Annotated in this window: 20 protein-coding genes; 13 read left to right on the forward strand and 7 right to left on the reverse strand. The window is 61.4% G+C overall.

Annotation, left to right across the window (positions count from 1 at the left end; all coding sequences use genetic code 11):
* Positions 1–265: 265 nt before the first annotated feature.
* Positions 266–1,564: a serine hydrolase domain-containing protein gene (locus C7G61_RS38510; protein WP_108522852.1), complete on the forward strand. Its 1,299-nt coding sequence runs from the start codon at positions 266–268 to the stop codon at positions 1,562–1,564.
* 107 nt (positions 1,565–1,671) lie between these two features.
* On the opposite strand, the gene C7G61_RS38515 is transcribed toward C7G61_RS38510, so the two are convergent.
* Entirely contained in the window at positions 1,672–2,325 is a 654-nt protein-coding gene (locus C7G61_RS38515) for a winged helix-turn-helix transcriptional regulator (RefSeq protein ID WP_108522877.1), read from the reverse strand.
* A 283-nt stretch (positions 2,326–2,608) separates the two neighbouring features.
* On the opposite strand from C7G61_RS38515, the gene C7G61_RS38520 reads away from it, so the two are divergent.
* The 3 genes from C7G61_RS38520 to C7G61_RS38530 all read left to right on the forward strand — a co-directional run bounded on the left by C7G61_RS38520 (position 2,609) and on the right by C7G61_RS38530 (position 4,806).
* A complete protein-coding gene (locus C7G61_RS38520; RefSeq protein WP_202975822.1) occupies positions 2,609–3,766 on the forward strand; it encodes an acyl-CoA dehydrogenase family protein in 1,158 nt (385 codons plus the stop codon).
* 519 nt (positions 3,767–4,285) lie between these two features.
* On the forward strand, positions 4,286–4,438 hold the full coding sequence (locus C7G61_RS45170; RefSeq protein WP_190242177.1) for a hypothetical protein: 153 nt from the start codon (positions 4,286–4,288) through the stop codon (positions 4,436–4,438).
* Between the two features lie 134 nt (positions 4,439–4,572).
* The gene (locus C7G61_RS38530; protein ID WP_108522855.1) at positions 4,573–4,806 is read left to right on the forward strand and encodes a hypothetical protein; all 234 of its coding nucleotides are present in this window, start codon (positions 4,573–4,575) and stop codon (positions 4,804–4,806) included.
* A 967-nt stretch (positions 4,807–5,773) separates the two neighbouring features.
* Here the strand turns inward: C7G61_RS38530 and C7G61_RS38540 are convergent.
* The 3 genes from C7G61_RS38540 to C7G61_RS38550 form a co-directional block, all read right to left on the reverse strand.
* Positions 5,774–6,646 (reverse strand): tetratricopeptide repeat protein, encoded by an 873-nt coding sequence (locus tag C7G61_RS38540; RefSeq protein WP_202975823.1) that lies wholly within the window; start codon positions 6,644–6,646, stop codon positions 5,774–5,776.
* A 190-nt stretch (positions 6,647–6,836) separates the two neighbouring features.
* Entirely contained in the window at positions 6,837–7,307 is a 471-nt protein-coding gene (locus C7G61_RS38545; protein ID WP_202975824.1) for a cupin domain-containing protein, read from the reverse strand.
* A 174-nt stretch (positions 7,308–7,481) separates the two neighbouring features.
* Positions 7,482–8,234, reverse strand: coding sequence for a hypothetical protein (locus tag C7G61_RS38550; protein ID WP_244608676.1), 753 nt, complete (start codon positions 8,232–8,234; stop codon positions 7,482–7,484).
* A 557-nt stretch (positions 8,235–8,791) separates the two neighbouring features.
* On the opposite strand from C7G61_RS38550, the gene C7G61_RS38555 reads away from it, so the two are divergent.
* On the forward strand, positions 8,792–10,345 hold the full coding sequence (locus C7G61_RS38555; RefSeq protein WP_108522859.1) for an acyl-CoA synthetase: 1,554 nt from the start codon (positions 8,792–8,794) through the stop codon (positions 10,343–10,345).
* Positions 10,346–10,462: 117 nt separating this feature from the next.
* Here the strand turns inward: C7G61_RS38555 and C7G61_RS38560 are convergent, their stop codons facing one another.
* Both C7G61_RS38560 and C7G61_RS38565 read right to left on the reverse strand, forming a co-directional pair.
* Positions 10,463–10,672, reverse strand: a complete 210-nt coding sequence (locus C7G61_RS38560; protein WP_057841312.1) for a cold-shock protein — start codon at positions 10,670–10,672, stop codon at positions 10,463–10,465.
* A gap of 178 nt (positions 10,673–10,850) precedes the next feature.
* Positions 10,851–11,618 carry a helix-turn-helix domain-containing protein gene (locus tag C7G61_RS38565; protein ID WP_108522860.1) on the reverse strand — a complete coding sequence of 256 codons (768 nt, stop codon included), beginning with the start codon at positions 11,616–11,618 and terminating at the stop codon, positions 10,851–10,853.
* 186 nt (positions 11,619–11,804) lie between these two features.
* On the opposite strand from C7G61_RS38565, the gene C7G61_RS38570 reads away from it, so the two are divergent.
* The 3 genes from C7G61_RS38570 (at position 11,805) to C7G61_RS38585 (ending at position 17,288) form a co-directional block, all read left to right on the forward strand.
* Positions 11,805–14,093: a marine proteobacterial sortase target protein gene (locus C7G61_RS38570; protein ID WP_108522861.1), complete on the forward strand. Its 2,289-nt coding sequence runs from the start codon at positions 11,805–11,807 to the stop codon at positions 14,091–14,093.
* Between the two features lie 222 nt (positions 14,094–14,315).
* A complete protein-coding gene (locus C7G61_RS38580) occupies positions 14,316–14,894 on the forward strand; it encodes a class GN sortase (RefSeq protein ID WP_108522863.1) in 579 nt (192 codons plus the stop codon).
* 171 nt (positions 14,895–15,065) lie between these two features.
* The gene (locus C7G61_RS38585; RefSeq protein WP_108522864.1) at positions 15,066–17,288 is read left to right on the forward strand and encodes an acetate--CoA ligase family protein; all 2,223 of its coding nucleotides are present in this window, start codon (positions 15,066–15,068) and stop codon (positions 17,286–17,288) included.
* A 151-nt stretch (positions 17,289–17,439) separates the two neighbouring features.
* On the opposite strand, the gene C7G61_RS38590 is transcribed toward C7G61_RS38585, so the two are convergent.
* Positions 17,440–18,198, reverse strand: coding sequence for a S1 family peptidase (locus C7G61_RS38590; RefSeq protein ID WP_108522879.1), 759 nt, complete (start codon positions 18,196–18,198; stop codon positions 17,440–17,442).
* A gap of 353 nt (positions 18,199–18,551) precedes the next feature.
* On the opposite strand from C7G61_RS38590, the gene C7G61_RS38595 reads away from it, so the two are divergent.
* The 5 genes from C7G61_RS38595 (at position 18,552) to C7G61_RS38610 (ending at position 23,971) form a co-directional block, all read left to right on the forward strand.
* Positions 18,552–19,226, forward strand: a complete 675-nt coding sequence (locus tag C7G61_RS38595; RefSeq protein ID WP_108522865.1) for a LuxR C-terminal-related transcriptional regulator — start codon at positions 18,552–18,554, stop codon at positions 19,224–19,226.
* A 531-nt stretch (positions 19,227–19,757) separates the two neighbouring features.
* Positions 19,758–22,277, forward strand: coding sequence for a cyanobactin maturation protease PatG family protein (locus tag C7G61_RS38600; RefSeq protein ID WP_244608677.1), 2,520 nt, complete (start codon positions 19,758–19,760; stop codon positions 22,275–22,277).
* A gap of 165 nt (positions 22,278–22,442) precedes the next feature.
* A complete protein-coding gene (locus C7G61_RS38605) occupies positions 22,443–22,634 on the forward strand; it encodes a hypothetical protein (protein WP_108522866.1) in 192 nt (63 codons plus the stop codon).
* Positions 22,635–22,687: 53 nt separating this feature from the next.
* Entirely contained in the window at positions 22,688–22,855 is a 168-nt protein-coding gene (locus C7G61_RS45175; RefSeq protein ID WP_190242178.1) for a hypothetical protein, read from the forward strand.
* A gap of 426 nt (positions 22,856–23,281) precedes the next feature.
* Positions 23,282–23,971 carry a methyltransferase family protein gene (locus C7G61_RS38610; RefSeq protein WP_108522867.1) on the forward strand — a complete coding sequence of 230 codons (690 nt, stop codon included), beginning with the start codon at positions 23,282–23,284 and terminating at the stop codon, positions 23,969–23,971.
* Positions 23,972–24,082 lie beyond the last annotated feature (111 nt).

Below are 24,082 nucleotides of genomic sequence, written 5' to 3' on the forward strand. Positions count from 1 at the left end.
CGCATAGCCGCCCCGTCAAGCGTCGATAGCGTCAACAGTTCGCACAATGGAGAACTCACCCAACAAAACCCGCAAAAATCCAAAATCAGGAGCCGAAATCGAACCAGCCGAGTTTTGCAACACAATCGGCAGCATAGCGGACATGACGGACCTTGCTGCGGGCTCGCCCCGGTCGCGAATGACCCGAAGGCGACATACTCCCGGATGGAAAGTGGTGCCTGCGTAGTATAGTCTGATCCGAATATCGGTTGTGAGGGAGGAAACTATGCAAAGGACACTTGCTTCAGCATCGCTGGTTGCAGCGATCGTGGTCGGCGCAACCTTTCCATACGCCGCAAACGCACAGCAGGCTCAGCTCGCGCAGGCTGGTGAAGACGTTGCGCAGGGCATGTCGCGCGAGCGACTAGATCGTATCGCGGGCGTTATGAAGCAAGAGGTGGCCAACGGCACGTTCTCGGGCACCGTCACGCTGATCGCCAGGCGCGGAGAGCTGGTCCATTTCGAGGCAAACGGCTTTCAAGACGCCGCCAAGACTAAGCCGATGGCCAAGGACAGCATATTCCGCATGGCATCCATGACTAAGCCAATCGTGACGGTTGCGGCGATGATGCTGGTCGAGCAGGGTGTCTTCAAGATCAACGATCCGATCGCGCGGTACCTGCCCGAGTTGAAGGATTTAAAAGTTGAGGTGAGCAGAACGAACGGTGACGGCACCACAACGACCGAAGATCTGCCTGCGAACCGGGCAGTCACGATCCAGGATCTCATGCGCCATACATCGGGCTTTTTCTACGGTGGCGCCATGAAATCCAAACGGCTGAAGGACGCCTACGAGCAGGCCAATATCGAGGCTGGCGAGCAAGATATCACCGGCGACGAGATGTTGAAGCGGCTAGGACAAATCCCGCTCGCTTATCAACCTGGCACGAATTTTCTCTATTCGATCTCGGTGGATGTTCTGGGCCTCCTTCTTGAACGCGCAACAAAGAAGCCGTTGGACGTTGTGCTGCAAGAAATGGTGATCGGCCCCCTCGGAATGAAGGACACGACATTCTGGGTACCGGGGGAGAAAGCCTCGCGGTTGGCGGAGGTGCTTGATAGCGATCCCTTCAAGAAATTGTCACTACGCTTCTGCAGGACCGAAAGCGAAATCAAGATGTCCTACTTGAAGGGTGGCGCCGGCATGTGTGGTACTGCTGAGGATTACTTCAAGTTTTTGCAAATGATCCTCAACGGTGGCGAGTACGAGGGCAGGCGGTATCTTTCGAAGAAGACTGTAGAGTTCATGCTGCAAAACCATCTGGTCGGCATGGGTGGGTCGACGGAAGCTTCAACGGGTCCTGGCTACGGGTTTGGACTTGGTTTCGCCGTCCGTCTGCAGGACGGTTTTGGTTGGAGCCCGGGCTCAAAGGGCGATGCAATGTGGGGCGGCATATTCGGAACCAGCTTCACCATAGATCCCAAAGAAAAACTGCTCGCCATCCAACTGACACAAGGTGCCACGGCCCGCGTGCAAAGCCGGCATTTGTTCAAGAACCTCGTCTACGGCGCCATGGTCGAGTGATGGAATAGTGGGTTGGCGGTCCGAGCGCAAAAAGCGCCACGAGCGCACGATAAGCCGATTAAGAAGGGACCCCTCCGGCTCTAGCGGTAACGGCCGCCTATTTCCAGCTACACCGCAGCCCTTTGCCCCTGCGCGAAGGGGCTGAGACCCAGCCATTGCTGCATCGATTTGGCGATCGATCTGTCGCCGGTGACCTTGATGCGGCCGGCTTCGACTTCGCTGTTCAGCTTGGCGACGCCCATCCACACCGCTGTCATGGCGCGCAGGGGGCAGCTGACATAGAGGTCGACTTCGTAGCCAGGATCGGTGAGGCAGAGGTCGACCTTCTCGCGCTCGACCACAAGCCACCATGATTTCCGGTCGGGCCGCATTTCCGGATAGATGAAATTGATGGTGGTGCGGCGGGGCGGCAGCGGCGTCGGCTGCAGGTTGCGCCGCATGTCCCACATCAACAGCCCGGGATCGAGATTCTTCAACGACAGCTTCGATTCGACCCAACGCTGCCCCCAGAAGCCGAGCGCCATCACGATGCCGCGCAGATCTTCGCCCGCTTCGGTCACCTTGTAGTCCACCACGCCGTGCTGATTGGTTGGCACGGCGACGATCACGCCGGCTTCCTCCAATTCCTTCAAGCGTTTCGACAGCAGCGTCGGCGACATCCGCGGCACGCCGCGGCGAAGTTCGTTGAAGCGCGTGGTGCCGCAAAGCAGTTCGCGCATCACCAGCGCGGTCCAGCGGTTGCAGAAGATTTCCGCCGCCATCGCCACCGGGCAGAACTGCCCATAGCTTCCGCGTTCGCTTTTGTCGGGCAACGGGATCTCCTTATGCACACGCGAGGGCAGTACAGATACTATACCGCTCTGGGCTGCCAATTGTGACATGGAAGCGAATAATCGAGTGTTTACAGTGGGCTGTTTTGCTTGCGGCGGATCGTCGCCGCGGCAGTACACTTCCTGAACTGGAGGGATATTACGCCCGGGCCTAGCTTCCGGGCATTAGACATCTCGCTTACTCGCGAATGTCCCAATGAATGGAGGGATGACCATGAGCAGCAACGCAGCACGCGCCACCGATGCCACAACGCACCGCAGCCCCGTCGAGATCGCCCGCGAGCTCGGCCCCACCTTCGCCGAGCGCGCCGTCACCACGACCGACGAGGACCAGTTCGTCGCCGAGAATTTTGCCGCGCTGAAGGAAGCGGGCCTGGTCGAGGCCGGCGTGCCCGCCGAGCTTGGCGGCGGTGGCGCCAGCATCGATGAGCTCGCCGAAATGCTGCGCATCCTGGGCCAGCATTGCGGCTCCACCGCGCTGGCGTTTTCCATGCACACCCATCAGGTCGCGATTCCCGCCTGGCGCTGGAAGGTACAGAAGGCGGCGCCCGTCGAACCCTTGCTCAAGCGCATCGCTGCCGAGCGCATCTTTTTGCTGTCGAGCGGCGGCAGCGACTGGATCGGCGGCTCCGGCAAGGCCGAGAGGGTCGACGGCGGTTATCGCATCACCGCGCGCAAGGTGTTTGCCTCCGGCTCGCCGGCCGCGAACCTGTTCATGACCACCGCCGTGCTGGAGAGCGAAGGCGAACCGGCGGAGGTGTTGCACTTTGGTCTGCCGATGAACTCGCCGCAGGTGAAGGTGATGGACAACTGGCGCACGCTCGGCATGCGCGGCACCGGCTCCAACGACGTCTTGATCGACGGCCATGTGGTGCCGGAGGCAGCCGTCGCGGTGAAGCGCAAGGCCGGCGAATGGCATCCGCTGTTCCAGATCATCGCAACCATCGCGTTCCCACTGATCTATTCGGTCTATCTCGGCGTCGCCGAGAGCGCCCGCGACATCGCGGTTGGTGTCGCGAAAAAGAAGAAGGTCGATAACCACATGATCCAGCTCGCCGGCCGCATGGACACCGAACTGGCCGGTGCGCGCCTTGCTCGCGAACACATGCTGGCGGCAGTGCGGCTCGATGCGCCTTCGGCCGAGACCATCAACCAGGTGATGACGGGCCGCACGCTCGTCGCGCGCCACGCCATCGCCACCGTAGAGCTTGCGATGGAACTCGCCGGCGGCGCCGGCTTCTACCGCGCCACTGGGCTGGAGCGTCGCTTCCGCGACATCCAAGCCGCCCGCTACCACCCGCTGCAGGCCGGCCCGCAGGCGCAATACGCCGGCTCGATGGCGCTCGGCCTGCCGGTGGACAAGGTGTTCTAGGATACGCACGGATCTCCTCTCTCTCCTCCCGAGAGAAGCGGTTGAGGGGTCTGTCTCCGAGCGAGGCAGGCCTTTCACCCGTTCGCGACTCGTCTCTCCCGCGCGCAGGGAGAGAGGCATTGGCGCAGCCCGAGTGTTGATTGATTGGATGCACCTTCTCGGGTGGTGGCGGACAACGCGTGATCAACGGTTAGTTGGCTAGCGCGATGCCGTTGCGCCGCCCGTGAACCACGCACCGGGATTGATCATTTGAATGCGTCAGACGACCCGCGAAAGCCAAATAGACACTCCCCATTTCCGCTTCTGGACCACCTTTGAGACATGCCGCCTATCCTGAGAATGTCCGCTCACCAGAGTAGACCGGAAGTCGCCATGGTCCGGTCAAACCGACGCGATTGACCCAACTGAGACATTAGTTCGCCGCCAGAACTGACATCGGCCCCTTCAAGTATGTTAGTCTGAGCCAGTACGATGCGCGGTGTTCAGTCGTGGGGATCCATCCATCAAAAGGGTCACGTCATGAGCAAACGCGAAAATGAAGCAAGCAAGTTCCGTCCATCGGATAGGCCCCTGAACGATTACGAGCAGGAGCAAAAAGCGCTGCGCAAAAACCTAGAACGGCTGAAGGCTGAACGACTGGCGAGAGAGGTTGCCAAGTCGAAGGACGGTTAGAAATCGGAACTCTGTAGCGGCGGGCCGGGCGGCCTCGGTAATTCCCCTATCCCCGGTCGGGGCCACTTTCGGTTTCTTGCCTTTAAAGTCGCATTTTCGTTCCCACATTATTTGATAGGGCATCGGAGGCTGAGATGAAATCAGAGTTCTTCAGCATGTTCGGAATACCACCAACCGAATGCGAAATCGAAGCCCGCAAAGATGAATTGGGTGTGCCGCGACTGTGGTTTCGATCAACGGGAAATCCGCTGGTCGGCTTGGATTTGACTGGTGCTACCCAACTTCAGCATTTGTTGACTGATGCCGGCGAAGCCAATCAGGCGAACGAAATTGGTCAACACATCGCCAAAGCGCAGCACCTTCGATAATTGTTTTTCAGGGGTGATCCTGCAGATAGCAGTCAGCCCGAGGGGGAGAATTGCCTTTAGGGCCTCGGGGCATTACGCAACTTCTCCTGGGCCGCCTTATATTCGTCTTCGAGGGGCAGTTTGTCGAAATCGGGCTTGTAGCCGTTCTTCTCGTATGTCGACCTAGGTATCGGGATGGAAATGCCGTCGTACTCAACCTGAACCGACTGATCTGGTGTTTTAAATAATCCGGTGGGCATGATGCCAGCCCTCCTTGCTTTGGCTTAAGCATACCACGAGGACCTTGATCGCCCCGGCTCACCCAAACAAAAAGACCGCCGGAGACCGGCGGTCCTTTCGTTTACAGTTGGGGTTGATGCGCTCGACTTTGCTCTAGCCTTAGACAGTGGCCGCTATGGGTCTCTTATGTCTTTTGTTGGTGCTAGCCGGTGCGAGAACCTATCGATCAAACCTAACCTTTCTTAAAACTGGGCGCGGCTCAAGGAAGATCAAGTGAGGGATGCTGACCTAGCCCCTTGCCGTCCGCGCGGCCAAACCTATGTCTGCCTTGGCTGATCTGCGCGGTTTTGCCCCCAATCGTCGCGCAGCGCCGGACTTTGCGCCCAATCTGGAGCGTCTGAAGTCGATGCGAGACGCCGCCGGGCCGCTGGGTTGACGCTTGTCCCGAAGCACGCGGACTGGACGCACTTGAACAAGCGTTCGCGACGATGATAGGGGATCGCGCGCAAGCGCCCACCGTTCTAAGTGATGGTGTGTTGTTCAACTGTCTTCTCACTCGGGCCGACGAAGTGATCGAATAGAGCCGTTGTTTGCTGCGGTGCATGAGTCCGCTGTTGGCACTTTTGAGACATGCTCACTGGCCCCGACTACGTCCGTTTACAGGGGAAGACCGGAAGTAGCGCGCAGACGGCCAAAGTGACGCGATTGACCCCCACAGCAGACATTGCTTCCGCGACGCACGGGAATACTACCGTTCCGGTTTCGACTTCCACTCAACCGCCAGCTTCTGCGCTTCGGCGATCTGTGCCGGGGTCATCTGCTGCGCGACGCGATTTCGATTGCTGATCGCATCTTGGTCACTTCGCGCAGCCGCCAAACTGAGCCACATGTATGCTTGAATATTGTCTTGCGGCACGCCTAGTCCCGTAGCGTAACAGAGGCCAAGATATACCTGCGCTCCAATATGACCTTGGTCTGCAGCGCGGCGAAACCACTTCGCAGCCTCGATCCGGTTCTCGGACACGGCCACGCCCGCGAAATGCAGGACCCCGACGTTGAACTGCGCACCATCGTTACCGCGCTCGGCGGCAAGGTGATACCACTTCAATGCTTCAGCTTTGTTCTGAGGCACCCCATTGCCGTTGTCGTACAAGGTCCCCAGGTTGTACTGGGCGAAGGTATGGCCTTGATCGGCTGCGAGGCGCCACCACTTTGCAGCCCTAGCGTAATTTTTCGGCACACCTTGGCCGCCGTCGTACATGAACCCGAGTGCGTACTGCGCCTCGGCATTGCCTTGGTCGGCCAGCGGACGCCAGAGCCGTAGCGCGGTTGCGTAGTCGCGTCTGCTATGCGCCGCCTGCGCATCCTCAAACGGCCCCGCAACAGCGCCTCCCGCCATCGACAGCGGCGAAGCGAGCGCGAGAAGGACCAGGAGGATTCGGACGATCGGCATGGGAAACCTCAATTGGCGTCGCGCGATCGGCACGGCACGCGCCGCCGTCGCGACGATGGCGGCTTGTTTGTCGCGGGCCGCCCGCGAAAGGTTCACCGCCGACGGCCTCTTGCGGACACAAACGAACGACCATTGCGCATTAGCCCGGATCCGTGCCTTTGCAAGCATGTCGCCTATTGGCACCTTTGAGACATGCCCGCCTATCCTGAGAATGTCCGTTCACCGGGGTAGACCGGAAGTCGCCGTGGCCCGGCCAAGCTAACGCGAATAACCCTTTGCGACATCAGCGGCGCGGGAATTCAGGGACGGCTTTCGCTAAAGCACGATGGTAATCGTCGGAATGGCGCAGCCGGGCCGATTATCTGTATTCGGTTGCATATTTGCGGGCGATCTCGTTGACCTGCTCCCGAGTCAGCTGCTTTGGCGGGCCCCCGGGCGGATTGCAGGTGTCGCGGAAAAAGCCATCCAGGCCAGCGGGCGCCATGATCCAGAGCAGGAGCAATTCGTGATCGGGATTGGCGAACCCATGCCAGGCATTCCTGGGAATGAATATCGTTCCGCCCCTCTCGAAAGGGTAGCGTGTATCGTTCAATGTGAAAATTCCGCTGCCTTCCAGAACGTAGAAGGCTTCGTCCATCAGCAAGTGTCGGTGGATCGGAATACCCGCACCGACCGTCACCTGCTGAGTCCCCAAGGCAAGACTGTCCGAGCCCGTGGCAGGGCCGACCTTGATGAAGATATTGCCGACGTCGCGAAAATGAACGAGATGTTCGCCTTCGGCGGGGCCAAGTACATATCCCTGTGACGCCGCGGACCGAGCCTGGGTCATGCTGTTCCTCCGATCCGATGGATAGTGCTTGAATGGTATCATTCAGCACCTCATGCATCCACGGCCTCCGACGCCGGTTCTTGGCACATCACGTCAATTAGTGCGTTGCGGCGGCATGTCCGGCGTAGACCGGAAGTCATCGGCTCAGGGGTAAACCGACGCGATTGATCCGATTCAGATTTCGCAGTCGACTGACTTCAAAGCCTTGCGCAGGCCACCAAACGCGCTCAGCCGACAGGGCTCAGTTTCGCTGGCGCCCTTTGAACGCTCGGAAATGGTAGTTCGCTTGATATCGGTTGCCTTTGGCTTCGACTTAGGAAGGGCAGCGGCAGCGACCTTCTTCGATTTGGGATCATGCTGATGGCGGTTGATCACCCTCGGGGGCGCCGAAGAACCGATACGGATGCCTTCCGACGGAGAAATGCGTTCCGACGGAGAAATGCGTTCGTCGACTGGAGCAGGCGGCCCCGGCGTCTCGCTGCTCGCAGCGGTAATTTCAAGTCGATCAACCTTCGCCAACGCATCATGTGAATCGGAAATGCCCACGACTGTCTCGGCAGGAGGCTGGACGACCGCCACTGCACGACGCGGTGGAGTTCTGAGTTCCATTGCGGCTAGTACTCCTACACCCAATGGGATGAGGAGGCCGAACAACATCATTCTCAGCATGATGCTCCTCCGACTTAAATTTGTGCCGGTGAAAATTCTCCGATCTAATGAGGCAACTTGGCGGCGGCTGACATCACAACCCGACCCACGTGCAGGGCGTTTGCCAACAGGGTTAACCGGAATGACGAGTGGCATTTCAGAGAACCGCCACAGGAACTGCATGGGATCAACGACAGGCGACTTCCGCTTTTGGAACTTCTCGACCTGACTTGATGTCCCCGGTCGCATCTGTTGATTTCTGATTTTCAGAAATTCCATTGACGGCCGACCCAAATCAGCAATATATCGATTTGGTCCCGTCTCGATACGAGGGGCGTTTCGCGATCGTCACAAGCGCGGGATGGGATGCGGTGGACGTGGATGCGCCTTTGACGAACGGTGCTGATGCGTACGGCGAAGTCGTGTGGTCCTGACGCCCCGATGCTGGCGTCAAGTTCTTGAGAAGCAAGCTTCTCAAGGGCGACGGTGACAACGAGCCCGGCCCGACCGGGGAGAGCACGATATAAGCCGTAAAGCCATTGCGCAGGGAATGTCGGATGCCTCCGCTGAACCTGTATGCTCGTGTGCGCCTTTTTGCACATTTTTGCACACGAGACCGCGGGTGCAGCGTGCACCCGGCATTCCCTGCGCCCTCTGACTGGAGGGGTAAGGAAATTCGACAGCAAGCCTCGGGCAAATCGGGCCGCGAGATCGTGTAGTCGTGTCATCTCCCAGCCACTCCACGCAAGACAGCATCCCCATATGACCCCTCATCTGCCAGACAGAATGCCATCAAGCAAAACAGGCGGCGCGAGACCGCTGGACGTGGAGGAAACATGTCGTCGGTTCGCCATTACGACTGGATCGCGCATTTCGGCCGTCGCACGCCGGACAAGATTGCTGCCATCGACCTCGCCAGCGAACGCCGACTTTCCTACGCGCAGTTCGACGCGCGCATCTCGCGTCTTGCCACCCACTTGCGGGACACGCTCAAGGTCGTGCGTGGCGACCGCGTCGCGGTGCTGGCGCTGAATACGACCGATACGCTGGAGGTGCAGTTCGCCTGCGGCCGGATCGGCGCGGTATTCCTGCCGCTGAACACGCGGCTTACGGTTCCCGAATTGCAGTTCATCGTCGGCGATTCCTCGCCGAAAGTAATGATCCACGATACCGATCTCGCCGAAGTCGCACTGACGGTCGCAAAGCTCTGCAACGTCTCGTCGGCGCTGCTGCTCGGCGCTGATGGATCCTACGAAGCGGCGATTGCAAGCTCAAAGCCGATCGACCGCTTCGAAGACGTTACGCATGACGACATCTCGACCATCATGTACACCTCGGGCACCACCGGCCCGCCCAAGGGCGCGATCATTACCCATGGCATGACGTTCTGGAATTGCGTCAATCTCGGCGGCCCCGCCTATGTCTCGCCGTCGACGGTGCTGCTCACCGTGCTGCCGCTGTTTCATACCGGCGGGCTCAATTGCTACACCAACCCGGTGCTGCATGCCGGCGGCACCGTGTTGATCATGCGCGCGTTCGACCCCGGCCTGGCGCTGCAACTGATCAGCGATCCTTCCTGGGGCATTACCCAATTCTTCGGCGTGCCCGCGATCTACCAGTTCATGGCGCAGCATCCTTCGTTCGCGACATCAGATTTCAGCCGTCTCGTAATCGGCGGCGTCGGCGGCGCGCCGATGCCGGTACCGCTCCTGAAAGTGTGGGAAGAACGCGGCGTCGCCCTGCAGCAGGGCTATGGCATGACCGAGACGTCTCCGGCCGTGCTAGCGCTCGACCGCGAGGACGCCGCGCGCAAGGCCGGCTCGTCCGGCAAGCCGGTGCTGCATACGGAAGTGCGGATCGTCCGTCCTGATGGAACGGATGCTGAAATCGGCGAGCTCGGCGAACTCTGGGTCAAGGGACCGAACGTCACACCGGGCTACTGGAACAGGCCGGAGGCCAACGCGTCGTCATTCACCGATGGCTGGCTGCACACCGGCGATGCCACGCGCGTCGATGAGGAAGGATTCTACTACATCGTCGATCGCTGGAAGGACATGTACATTTCCGGCGGCGAGAACGTCTATCCGGCCGAAGTCGAAAGCGTGCTGCATCAGCTGACAGCTATCGCCGAAGCTGCCGTGATCGGTATCCCGAACGAGCAATGGGGCGAAGTCGGCATGGCGATCGTGGCGGTCAAGCCCGGCCATACGCTCCGGCCGGAGGAGATCCATGCGCACTGCCAGGCCAATCTGGCGCGGTTCAAATGTCCGCGCCTGATCGAGTTCGTCGACGCCCTGCCGCGCAACGCCACCGGGAAAATCCACAAGCCGACATTGCGAAAGAATTTCAGCGCACTGAGGCCGACCGACAAGACGGCCATTGCTTCATGATCGTGCGCCGGCATGCGACAAACGAAAAGCCCGCCGGTTCATCACCGGCGGGCTCTTGTATCAGAGGCCAATCAGAGGATCCCAGTACATCCGTGGAAATCCTTAAATCGGCAACCTTTAATCGACGCGAAGGTTCTCGGCGCTGGTCTTGCCGCGCATCGGGTCCTTCTTCGCTTCGAACGAGATCTTCTGACCTTCGTTGAGCGAGCTCAGACCTGCGCGTTCGACGGCGCTGATGTGGACGAAAACGTCGGTGCTGCCATCATCGGGCTGAATGAAGCCAAAACCCTTGGTCGCGTTGAACCACTTAACTGTTCCGGTAGCCATGTAACTATCTCCAAGATGCGCGAAAGCGCTTTTGCCTGCACGACCTCCGCGCAGGCTTGATCCGATTTCAACGATGTCTTGGGGATTAGAGCCGGTTCGGCGTGGTCAACAAGGCAGAGCGATAATTCGAATAGGGCTCATATAGTGGATTTCGCCGGGAATGCAAGGCTGGTGGACATTATCCTGGCAAGAACATCGCGAACGGCTCTTCCGTCGTCCGCCGCAAGTGCTGTCGATATTGGGCGTAGTTGGGGTCATCGGCCGAGACCCGGCCAAAGGTCGGGCTGTCGACCATCTTGATCGGCAGATAGGCGATGGGGGCTGCGATCGGCGTCAACAGCGAGCCGCGGCCCGCGAGCAGCGTGGTGATGATGCCGTACATCTCGCCCGAAATCGCCAGCCGCGCCACCGTGATCAGGCGGTGCTGGCCGTGCCGGTTGGTCACGAGATAGATGTGGCCGGACTGGTTCGGCACCGCCACCTCACCGAACTGGGTGAAGGCCGCGTCCTGCCGTTCACTCTCGTGAAACACCAGGGAAGACGCCGCGTTGTCCCAGGCGATCTCGGTGCGATAGGCGAAGATCGCGTCCTTGTCGCCGAACGACGGACGCACCGTGACATAGGTCCCCTCGATCCAGGCTACCGCGCGGCGCGAATAGGCGCCCAATCCATCCGGCGCAATCTCGCCGTTGACGGCGGCCGCGGGCGCCGACCCCTCCGGCGGCGTCTTGCGCAGGGAGACGCCGAGCGCCTGCTCGAGGCGGACGGTGGTGGCGAGCGTGAACGGCCGGCGGCCGCCGAGCACCTTCTCCAGCGTCGACAGGCTGAGTTTCGCGAGCTCGGCCAGCGATTGCCGGGAGATGCGGCGGCGGGCGATCTCCTCACGAATGGTATCGGAGATCTGCCGGCTTTGCTCGGCGGAAAGCTGCTTGTCCGGCGTCGGCATCGTCACCTCTGGTCTATCCGCGCCAGTCTAGCAGACGCACAATCCATCACAAAACCGCACAAAGCCGCCCGGCCGTGGCGGAGCGCGGCGGCGGGCGACCGAACAAGGCCGATCATTCCGCTCGCGCCAAATCACTGCTTTCCGCACCCTCACACCGCGGCGAAATCGCCGTTCGGAGTGAGCAACATGACGACATGCGACGAAGTTGAGGCCGACCAACACAGCGAACAGCCCAGCCTGGTCAGGCTGGTGGTGTTCTTCGTGATGCAGGGCGTTGCCGTAATCCTGGTCGGGTTCGCGGCATTATTTTTGAGCTTTGAACCGGTGTGGTCGGCGGAACGTCTGCCGGCGGCCTTCCTCAAGCCAGGCGACGCGCGCTCCGGCTCGCTGCTGCTGAAGAACGAAGAAGGCTATGCCGACGCGACGCGGCTCGGCGTCGATGTCGATCTCACCGTATCGGGTCCGACGGTCCGCGCCCGCGTCACGCAGATCTTCCGCAATCCGACGAAGGACTGGGTCGAGGCTGTCTATGTCTATCCGCTGCCGTCGGGCGGCGCGGTCGATACGCTGAAGATGGTGATCGGCGATCGCGTCGTGGTCGGCGACATCAAGGAGCGGCAGCAGGCAAAGATCATCTACGAACAGGCCAAGCAAAACGGACAGAAGGCGGCGCTGACCGAACAGGAACGGCCGAACATCTTCACCAACTCGGTCGCCAATATCGGCCCCGGTGAAACCGTGCTGGTGCAGATCGAATATCAGGAGCCGGTCCAGCAATCCGGCAACGAGTTCTCGCTGCGGGTGCCGATGGTGGTCGCCCCGCGCTACAATCCCGTGCCGGTTGTCCAAAGCGTCGACTTCCGCCCCGACGGCGGCGGCTGGGGTTCGGCCAAATCCGATCCCGTGCCGGATCGTAACCGCATCTCGCCCGAAGTGCTCGACCCCGCAACCAACGCGCCGGTCAATCCGACCCGCATCACCGTGCGGCTGCAGGCCGGCTTCCCGCTCGGCGAGGTCAAGAGCCACCATCACGCCATCAAGACCGAAAAGCCCGATGCAGGCACGAACATCATTCGCCTGGCCGAAGGTCCGGTGCCGGCCGACCGCGATTTCGAACTGACCTGGAAGCCTGTGGCCGAGAAGGCGCCCTCGGTAGGGTTGTTCCGCGAGCACGTCGGCGACAGCGATTACCTGCTCGCCTTCGTCACGCCGCCTTCAGTCGAACAGGCCCAGCAAAAGCCATTGCCGCGCGAGGTGATCTTCGTGATCGACAATTCCGGCTCCATGGGTGGCGTTTCGATCATTCAGGCCAAGGCAAGCCTCATCTACGCGCTCGGCCGCCTGCAGCCGAACGACCGTTTCAACGTGATCCGCTTCGATCACACGATGGATGTCCTGTTCCCCGCGGCCGTGCCGGCTGACAGGGAGCATATCGGCCGGGCCACCTCCTTTGTCGACGCGCTACTGGCCAGTGGCGGCACCGAAATGGTGCCCGCGATGCGCGCGGCGTTGTCCGACAAGGTCGGCGACGCCAGCTACGTCCGGCAGGTCGTGTTCCTGACCGATGGCGCGATCGGCAACGAGCAGCAATTGTTCGAAACCATCAATGCGCTGCGCGGCCGCTCGCGGATCTTCATGGTCGGCATCGGCTCTGCCCCGAACACCTACCTGATGACGCGCGCCGCCGAACTCGGCCGCGGCACCTTCACCCATATCGGTTCGGTCGAACAGGTCGAGGAGCGCATGCGCGGCCTGTTCGCCAAGCTGGAAAATCCAGCGGTGACCAATCTCACTGCAAAATTCTCCGACGCCACGGCCGATATCACGCCGGTCGCAATCCCCGACGTCTATCGCGACGAGCCGCTGGTTCTCGCGGCAAAGCTCGACAAGCTCACGGGCTCGGTCGAGATCAAGGGCCGCATCGGCGACCGTCCCTGGGTCGTCACTCTGCCGCTGGCGAATGCCGCCGAAGGCAAAGGCCTGTCCAAACTCTGGGCGCGGCGCAAGATCGCGGATGCCGAAGTCGCGCGCACCACGCGCCAGGCGAACCCGGAAGATGCCGACAAAACCATTCTGGCGCTGGCGCTCGAGCATCAGCTCGTCACGCGGCTGACCAGCCTGGTCGCGGTCGACAAGCCTCCGAGCCGTCCGGAAGGCGCGCCGCTCAAGGTCTCGGAACTGCCGATCAACCTGCCGGCCGGCTGGGACTTTGAAAAGGTCTTCGGCGAACGGCTACGCCTTCCGGCAACGCCGACGGAACGGCGCGCTGATACGGAGGAAGCGCGGGTTCAGATCGCGGCGCTGAAGCGGGCACAGCCCGTCGTCACCCAGGCGCCCAGCACGGTCACGCTGCCGAGGACGGCGACTGACGCTGAACTGAAGATGATCGCGGGTGTGATCCTGCTCACGGTCAGCCTGATCCTGTTAGTGTTCAATCGACGTCAGTTCAATCGACGTCAGATGTTACTGCGTTGACGTCGGCTGAAAGGAGGAGGTCTCCCCAACCTCCCCTTCCAGAGCGCGCGCGGCTCCACCCGTCCCCAAGGCCGCGCGCGCCGCTTTCTCGATGATCGTCATTGCGAGCGAAGCGAAGCAATCCATCCCTCCGCGAAAAGCAAGAATGATTGCTTCGCGGAGCCTGTCATCGGGCGCGCATTCGCGCGACCCGTTGGCTCGCAATGACGGAGAGCCAACATAATGCTCCGCTTCGTCCTTCCTCTCGTTCTCGCCCTCGCTGGCCTGATCCTGTTCGGCCAAGGGGCCTATATCCACGCCAAGGCGCGGCTCGCGCAGGTGCTGCTGGAACGAGCCTTTGAGAAGACCATAGCCACAGGGCGCGAGGCAAAACCCTGGTCATGGGCCGACACATGGCCGGTCGCCCGCATTGAAGTGAAGCGGCTCCATGCCCGCGCCATCGTGCTCGCAGGCAGCAGCGGCCAGGCGCTCGCCTTCGGCCCGGGTCATGTCGAGCGGACGCCCGACGCCGGCGAACGCGGCGTGGCTGTCTATTCGGCGCATCGCGATACGCATTTCGCCTTCCTGAAGAACGTCGTCGTCGGCGACGAGATCGACGTCACAAGACACGACGGCCGGACGTTTAGCTACAGGGTGGATACGACCTCGGTCGTGCGCTTCGATGCCTCCGGCATCGATCCGCTCGCAGGCGGGCATGAACTGGTGCTGTCGACCTGCTGGCCGTTCGACGCGCTGACGCAGGGGCCCGAACGCTATCTTGTGCACGCCACGATGCTCGGGGACGCGCCGCCTTCACGCTGAATTCTCCGCGAGCCGGGATATCGTGCGCGGCGCGAATGGCGCTGCGCGCGCAACGCGTGTTGCCACCCCCGCCAAGTCCCAATAGAAAGGCCTCAATCATAAGAAAATCATGGCGCGGCGTTCATGCTCGATCGCCATGGCCAAAGAAAACAACAGAGTTAAGGGATATCCATGGACGCTCAGGCAAGCACCGCATCGCATCAAGCCGAAAAATGGTCGCCTTCGCCTGATGCCAGCGACGTCGTCAAAGGCATCCATGCGATGCTGCACCCGCGCAATATCGTTCTGGTCGGCGCCACCGACAAGCCCGGCAACTATGCCGAGCGCATCTGGAACAATCTGATCAAATACAAGTACGAAGGCGGGCTGTTCCCGGTCAACGCCAAGCGCGAAACGATCTGGGGCGTGCCCTGCTACAAGGCTTTCGCCAGCCTGCCGGAAAAGCCCGATCATGTGCTGGTGCTGGTGCCGGCGCGTTTCGCGGTGCAGGTGATCCGTGACGCCGCGGCGGCCGGTGCGCGCTCCGCCACCATCGTCACCTCGGGCTTCAGCGAGTTGCAGGACGAGGAAAGCCAGCGGCTTGCGGTTGAACTGAAGCAAGCCGTGAAAGAGACCGGCCTTGCCGTCACCGGCCCGAACTGCCTCGGCAACTTAAGCGCAGGCGAAAAGCTGTTCACCAATATCGACGACCGCATCGTCACCATGGAAGCAGGTCCGGTGGCGATTGCCGGACAATCCGGCGCGATCGTGATGGCGATCCGCCAGACGCTGGAGGATCGCGGCGTCGGTGTCGGCTACATGGTCACCACCGGCAACGAGACCGGCCTCGAGACGCCGGACCTGATGGCCTATTTCGCCGCCGATCCCTCGATCCGCGTCATCGTGGTCTATCTCGAAGGCGTGCGGAATACGAAGGTGTTTCGCGAAGCCTGCAAGGCCGCGCGCGCCGCGGGCAAGCCGGTGATCGCGCTCAAGCTGGGCGCTTCCGAGGGCGGCCGTGCCGCCGCGATGGCGCATACCGGCGCCCTCGCCGGCTCGATCGAAACCTTTGACGCGATCTCAACGCGCGAAGGCGTGATCCGGGTGCGCGGGCTGGACGAGCTGATCGAGACCACCGAATGTTTCGTGCATGCCGATCCGCCGAAGGGCAATCGGCTCGCCGCGGTTTCCCTGTCCGGCGGCAAGCGTGGCCTGCTGATCGACGCGTTCTATGCAGCCGGCTTGAATTTTGCGCCGCTCAGCCCGAACGCGACCGCGCAACTGGCAAAAATGCTCGGTCCCGGCAGCATCGTCGGCAATCCCCTCGACGCCGGTTTTGCTGCGGTCGTGGACCCCTCGGTCTACATGAACTCGATCAAGATCATGATCGACGATCCCGACACCGACATCGTCATCATCGACGCCGAACTGCCGAAGGCGCCGCACGAATTGCGCGAACGCAATCTGCGCATCGTCAATGAAATGGCCGAGGCGGCCTCCAAGCCGGTGGTCTATATCAGCGCGATGTCGATCGGATTTACCGAATTCACCAAGGCGTTGCGAAAATCGCTGCCGAACATCGCGGTCATGCAGGGCCTCGACCGCGCGGTCGGCGCGATCAAGTCGCTGATCGAATACTCCAGCTTGCGCAAGGAAGTGCCCGACGTCGTCTCGAGTTCGAAAGCGTCGGCGCGCGCGGTGCTAGAGAAGGCGCTCAAGAGCGCCAACGGCGCTGCCGCGCTCGACGAGGTCGCATCGAAGAAGCTGCTCAAGGCCTACGGCATTCCCGTCTCGAAAGAGGAGATTGCGCAGACTGCGGCTGAAGCAGTGAAGATCGCCAAAAAGATCGGCTTCCCGGTCGTGGCCAAGGTGGTCAGCGCCGACATCCTGCACAAGTCAGACATCGGCGGCGTAGCACTAAACCTCAACAGCGCTGCCGAGGTGAAAAAGGCGTTCGACGATATCACGGCGCGGGTGAAGAAGATCAAGAGCAAACCCAAGCTCGAAGGCATTCTGATCGCGCAGCAGGTCAAGGCCGACCTCGAACTCGTGGTCGGCGCCTCGCTCGACGCCGAGATGGGAGCGGTGGTGCTGTTCGGCACCGGCGGCGTCGATATCGAACTGATGAAGGATGTCGCCCTCGCCGGCGCCCCGCTGGATGAGGCCGAGGCGAAGCAGCTGATCGCCAAGACCAAGGCCGGCGTGAAGATGAAGGGCTATCGCGGCAAACCGGCGCTGCACGAGCCTTCCGCCGTAAAGGCGCTGGTCGGGCTCTCCAATTTGATGGCCGACGCCGGCAACCGCATCGCCTCGATCGATGTCAATCCGTTCCTGATCAACAGCAAGGTCGGCGTCGCCGTCGACGGCCTGATCGTGCTCAACAACGATGCCGCGAACAAGGCGGCGGGGCATTAGCGGGCTGGTTCGGCGGTGATGGGTTGTCGTCCCTGCGAACGCAGGGACCCATAACCACCGTCGTTAATTGTTACGAAGACAACTAGCACCATCGCCTTACCGATGGGCCGCGGCGTATGGGTCCCTGCGTTCGCAGGGACGACGGATGTGGTTACAACCCCACGCCCCATTTCTGCGCGGTCTGCACAATCCAGTTCCGATAAAGCGTAAGCGGCGTAACGCCGGTCATGCCGCCGCAGCCAGCACTTCCGTTCGGTCCGGTCGACCAGCTCACCACGCCGACGATCATGGGGCCGCCCTGCTTGTCCTCGAAAACAGGCGCGCCGGAATCTCCTGTGCAGGCGCCAAGCCCGTCACGCGTGCCCTGCCCGACGGGATCGACAAGCCGGATCTGCAGCGTGCCGGGCTTGCCGGTCGCGACCAGGCCGGCGACGCGGATGGTGCCGCCGCTCTTGCCGTCGCCGCGCACGGTCACGCCGATGCCGGCGATGGTGAAGCGGCTGCCGATCATGATGGGGATATTTGGCATGCCTAGCGCGGATGGCGTCTTGCCCTTGGGCGGCGCCGCCAATTGCAGCAATGCAACATCTGCCGTCGCACGATGCGCCTGCATGGCCTGCATATTGAAGCCGGGATGAATGGCGACGGTCTTGACGTCCTGCAACGACGGCTGCCGGTCCGCGCCATATTCGACGATCTTGTAATCCGCGCCGGGCTGCACGCAGTGCGCCGCGCTCAGCACCAGCTTCGGCGCGATCAACGCGCCGGTGCAGAAATTACCGCGCGAGCCGACGATGGTAACGACCGAGCGAGCGACGCCTTCCGCCGACGGCGCACCGCCGCCGACGATGGCGTGCGCGGGAACGGACAGCAGCAGGGCAAGGCCGGCAATCCGAAGCAGGATTCGCATCAGCGCGGCAATCGCCTGGATCACAAATTTGAGAGGTCGGAATCTTCCGCGATCATTCCAACGAACGTCCTGGAATTGCTCTCGCAACGCAAACCCCCTCCGCAAGCGTGGCTTATATAGCTTCGATCGCACAATCACAGGACATCGACAATATGCCTCACCTCACCTCCATCACGCGGCAGACGGCTAATCTTGAATACGTGCGACGCGACTTGCGACGATACGGATTTTAGTCGCGCCACAAATTTCGTTGTGTCGAGACGCAACCTTAAGTATATCTAGGTTTATTTTATTTGTTGGCGTCGTGGGCCGGACTGGTGTTCTACGCGCCATGTTCGCGGTGCAAAGTTGTCATGAAGCTCGTAGTCGTCACGCCTATTAGGCTGTTCGGCGAGGGTCTTGCCTCCTGCTTCTCGCACTGCGCGGACATCTCCTTACAAGCGACCGTCTGCGATCTGATCCGCCTGCGGCAATGCCTCCAGACCATGGAGGTGGATATTGTCTTGATCGACGTCACGCAGGGCATTGATCTTGATGAGGTTCGCGCGATCGCGTCCGAACGTACCGACATCGCCCTGGTCGCGCTCGGCCTCCGCGAAGAACGGGGAGATGTGGTCCGCTGCGGTCGAGCGGGGTTCCGCGGCTATGTGGACAGGAATGCGTCCATCGAGGGACTCTGCCAAGCCCTTTCCGACGTTTCCTCGGGGCGACTGGCGTGCAGCGCCGAGATATCTGGCGGATTATTGCGCGCACTGTTTGGCATCGAACGCAGCGCCCATTCGATGGAACTCGGCAAAGCGCTAACCCGGCGCGAGGGAGAGGTCCTCCAATTGATCGGACAAGGCCTGTCGAACAAGGAGATTGCGCGCCATCTGCGCTTGAGCCTCGCGACCGTAAAGCACCACGTTCACCACATTCTTCAGAAGCTCAAGCTGCCGCGCCGCGCCCAGGCGATGCGCCGCGTGCGCGAGACGCCGTGGATTGCATCGTCTGCGCCGTCGTTGGTCCGGCATCAGGATTTCGACTAGCCGGTTCCACGATCGACCCCATACACGAGAACTGGACAAACAGGCTCGTACCGCCATCGCCCCACCATCAGGCGATGATCGGACTTTCTCAACCGGATGGTCGATACCACGGCAAGAGCTCCGCCATGCCGCCGACGGGCGTCGGCGCATGTCACCATTCGCACCGTGGGCATACCATCATCTTTGATGACATTGAGATTTTCGTCTCAGTACGCGGGTCGGGCTCGTCCGCACCGCAGACGAAACGCGGCAACACCCGATCACCGAGATCGATTCCTCGCTACACCCTTCGATCTATACCGTGACGCCAACCGATGGACCTTCGGGTTCAGCCGGCAAATGATCGTCGTCATCAATCCTTTTTGGCCCGACAGGAAGAATGGAATCAAGTGTCGGCTTCTGGGAAAAATGCCGCAACACGCGAACCTGTCGATCATTTTGGGTCCGTTCGCGGCGTGAGCGGTTTGCAGTTTTTCGTTTGCTGAGATTGCTCGCGCAGCTCCGATACGGACTTGGCCTCTCGGCACGTTCTTGAAAGGCGGCGGCGCCGGACTCAAAGATCGGCTGAATTCACGCCAGTTACACGAATTTTCGTCGGAAGGCCGACCGGTTGCAGCGAAGCTGCGCCGGCGCCGCGGGGATGCGAGCATGAATCCCGTAACGGATATCTCTGGCCTTTCCGCATTGTGGCAACAGGCGTCCGGCGGTGACCCGGAAATCAGGATTGCAGTCATCGACGGGCCCGTCGATCTCAATCACTCCGCGCTACGGCAGGTGCGCGTTACCGCCGGTGAGCAATTTGTCGCCCCCTCCTCCGTCGTCATGTCCGAACATGGGACACACATCACGAGTGTGATTGCGGGCGCGCCGGCGAGCGGCGTATGCGGCATCGCCCCGAACTGCGCGACGACGGTTTTTTCCATCTACCGGGAAAATGCCGGCGGCGAACTGGAGCCGTCGTCCCAAGCCACACTCGCGATGGCGATCCATCAGGCCTTGGCCGAGGGTGCAGACGTCATCAACATCAGCAGCGGCCAGCAGACTCCGACCGGACAGGCCGACCGTATCCTCAGCGATGCGGTTCGAGCCTGCGCGAGTGCCGGCAAACTCATCGTGGCTGCCGCCGGCAATGACGGCTGCCGATGCGTTCAGGTACCCGGCAGTTTGGCGTCCGTGCTCGCCGTCGGTGCTTGCGACCTAGCAGGTAATCCGTTGCCGTTCAGCAATTTCGGTGACCCATATCTCGACAACGGCATTTTGGCCCCGGGTGAGAATGTTCTCGGCGCATCGCCGATCCGGCAGGTAGCGGAGCGATCCGGGACCAGCTTTGCAGCGCCGATCGTAACCGGGATTGTCGCTCTGTTGCTTTCCTGTCTCCGCAAAGCTGGACGCGACGCCAATCCGCAAGCGGTCCGTGCCGCACTTCTGGCCAGCGCGGCGCCTTGCAATGCCGGAAGCGCCGGCAGCCCTCGCTGTCTCGCCGGGCTACTCGATGTTTCTGGCGCCGTCGCAGCGTTGCTTGGCGAGAGACACAACCAGATTACCGGCGCATCGCCGTCGAGCGTCGCCGCCGGAAAGACCCGTCGCCTCATTGAGGTCTCGGAAATCGCACGCTCGTCCGTCCAACCACAATCCGCCGCTCGATCAACCGCAACCAGAGAGGGTTCCATGGGAGAAATAGCAGTCGCCTCCACGTCTTCCGCACCGCGCATTCTTGGCCCCGACGGCTCGGTGGTCAGGAGCAGCGCCGGGCTCATGCCCAGCGAAGTCCAGTCCAGCCCGCCGGTAGCGGCTATGCCGCCATCCGCGGAATACGGCGCCGGCGCACCACCCGCGCCGGCTACCGCCCCGCAGTTCTACGCGCCGTCGGCAGGTAACGACGTTGTCTGGGTACCCATGGCGATGTCGGGCGGAGCCACCTCGCACGGATGGGCGCCGGCACAGGTACCCGCAATGATGCCGAGCTCGGTTCCGGTACCCGCGATGCTGCCGTCCGCACCCGCGCGCTATGAGCCCACGCCATCCGCCCGGACAAGCGAGCCCGGTTGCAGCTGCGGCGTGCGCCCGTCGGAAGCTCCGGGGACCGATCGGGGACAGATGGCTTTCCCGATCGGAAGAATTTTTTACGATTTCGGCAAGGAAGCGCGCCTCGACTACTTCGTTCAGGCGATCGCCAATTGGCGTGACGGTCTCACTGGACGAGGCGATCCGATCTTCGGACCGGATCGAGACCGGTCGGGAGACACCGCAGCTCCCTACAATCCAGCAATCATGGCTCGGTACCTCCTGAATCAAGCCGAAGGCGAAACGAGCACGCCGGCCGGTCAGGGCAGCAATTTCCCGGATGCGGACGCCATAAACTGGACGCTGACCATCGATTCGATACCGATCTATGCCATCAAGCCGCTCGACGTCTTTGGTTTGGGTTTCTTCGCAGCACTGATCCTGGCGCTATGGCATCAGGAAGTGTCGCATGAGGATCCGGCCCACTACCGAATGGGCGCAACGGACGCCGCGGCGGCTCCCCCTGCTCCACGCGACGCGTTCCCGCCTCGCGGCGGTGTTGCTCGCGTTTCGATGGCTGGATGGGTTGACAGCACGAACACGACAAGGCTGCTCAACGGCACCATCGTTCCCACGCTCGTCACCGACTGGCGCGGATTCTACCAATGGGATCTGTACTCGCTGTTTGGCCCGGAACCGGACGAGTGGCCTGCTGGCGCCGAGGGATTCCTGGAACGCATCTACAACGAATTCCGGAACGTTGGCATTTCCCCGCAAGATCGCGCGCTCAATTACTCGGCGATGAACGCGTACAATACCAAGAAGATCTTCTCGGACGTCGCAAGCAAAGAGATGCGGCTGGATACGGTCGAAATCGACCGGAGCGTCATCTGCCGTCCCGATTCCGACTGCTGGGACGTTACGTATCGGTTCTTCAACCCGACGGCGGTTCTGACCCAGGCCCGTGAAGTCTATCAATATACGATCGATGTGAGCGACGTCGTGCCGGTGGCTGTCGGACCGCTGCGGCAATGGCAGATCTATTGAGGCGATTGCTCCTCCCGGTTCGGAGGAGAGCAGAACGTGGCGCGCAACTGCGCCACGTGGTCCAGGGAACAGCAAATCTCTGGGCGACGTCCGTCGATGGTTGTTCTGGTTGGCGCTGACTTCCGGCAGCAACCGTCAACTCAACCCTAGAACAAGGAGCTGAATATGTACGCGAGGAATGATCTGGAGACCTTCAGAACCGTGCGCAGCCCGATCCAGTGTGAGGGCATCGAGCGCGGTCCGAAGCGAATTGCTGAAGTGGCCACCAGCGGATCGGTCAACCCGCAAGGCTGGGAGGACATCCTCGGCGGAGCAGTCAAGGCACTGCCCGGCGTTCTGGGCGCGTTTGGCATCTGATCGACACCCGGGGCCCGACTCGGTCGGGCCCCACCCTGCATTGGGAGGTCAACATGGCGCAAGAGTCGACTGCCGAAAACTCTCCGCAGCACAACGGCAACAAGGTCGTCCAGCCGGCGGGCAAGATCGTAGTTTCATCGGTCGTTACGCATGAATCGCTGATCGACGCGATCAAGAAGAGAAATCCAATCATCGCGAGCCGCACCGAAGCGGAACGCTGACACGTCATCATTCCAGTCAAGGAGCTTCATCCAATGGCAACACCTCCCCGGAAACCTGGTGGCGGCAAAGCTGGCGGTCCGCCGCCAGCCGCCCATCGCCCGCAAGCAGCCGGTCGACCGCCAGCCGCCGAGCCTCCGCCAGCCGCCGATCGTCCGGTCAAGCTGCAAGCAGTGGACGCATCGCGTCCGGAGATTGCAACTTATACCGCCCCGACATCGTCGACCTACACGATCCCTCCGCAGGGTCCCGGCGCTCCAACCCGGCTTCGGTATGATGGCGGGCCGGCGTCGGAAGAACGGCTCAATACGGCGATGAAGGCATTGCTCGATCCGGTGGCGCGAACAAGTTCCAGCCGGGTCTATTCGGGACAAGCCCGCAACTGGCGCCGTTGAGAGACGCGTGGACCGCAAGCTACGGGATGACAAATGAGCATCGGCCGGCATCCTACCCACCTCAGCCCCCTGACGCGCGCGATGTCCTCATTCGCGGGCATCGGGGTGCTTCTGTTCATGACGGCTGGCACCGTGCAATGGTTGGGTGCATGGGTTTTCCTTTTCGAGATCGGCATTGGCGGCCTCGTCACCGAATCGTGGCTGGCAAGGCGTGATCCCGAACTTCTGGCCGAACGCCGTTCGACGCGCGGGCAGGTCGGCTGGGACAGGATGCTGACGACGATCATTCCGCTGCTTTGGCTCGGCTGGCTTCCCCTGATGGCGCTCGATGCCGCACGGTTTCAATGGTCGTCGGTTCCTGGCTGGCTGCAATGCATCGGTGCAATAATCCTCGCCGCGTCATTTTCTCTCGTTTATCTCACCTATCGGGAGAACAGCTACGCCGCACCCGTTGTGAAGATCCAGCGCGAACGAGGACACACGGCGATCACGACCGGCCCCTACGAGTATGTCCGGCATCCGATCTACGCGAGCGGGCTGCTGTCCTATCTCGGCACGCCACTGTTGCTGGGGTCCTGGTATGGTCTTGCCATCGTACCGGTCATGGCAGTCCTGCTTGCTTTTCGTGCCGTCATGGAGGAGCGGATGCTCAAAGCCGAGCTTGACGGCTATCTCGAATATTCCGCCCGTGTCCGCTACCGCCTCCTGCCCATGGTCTGGTAGGCCGCCCCAATCTCCCGTAAACGACGGCGCCGAAGAGCTCCTCGGTGGCTTGCCGCGATCCTGAGAATGCCAATAATGGGAACGTGCGTTCTCCCTGTTACCGGCAATGCG

The sequence above is a fragment of the Bradyrhizobium algeriense genome (assembly GCF_003062295.1).
In the GTDB taxonomy this organism is placed as follows: Bacteria; Pseudomonadota; Alphaproteobacteria; order Rhizobiales; family Xanthobacteraceae; genus Bradyrhizobium; species Bradyrhizobium algeriense.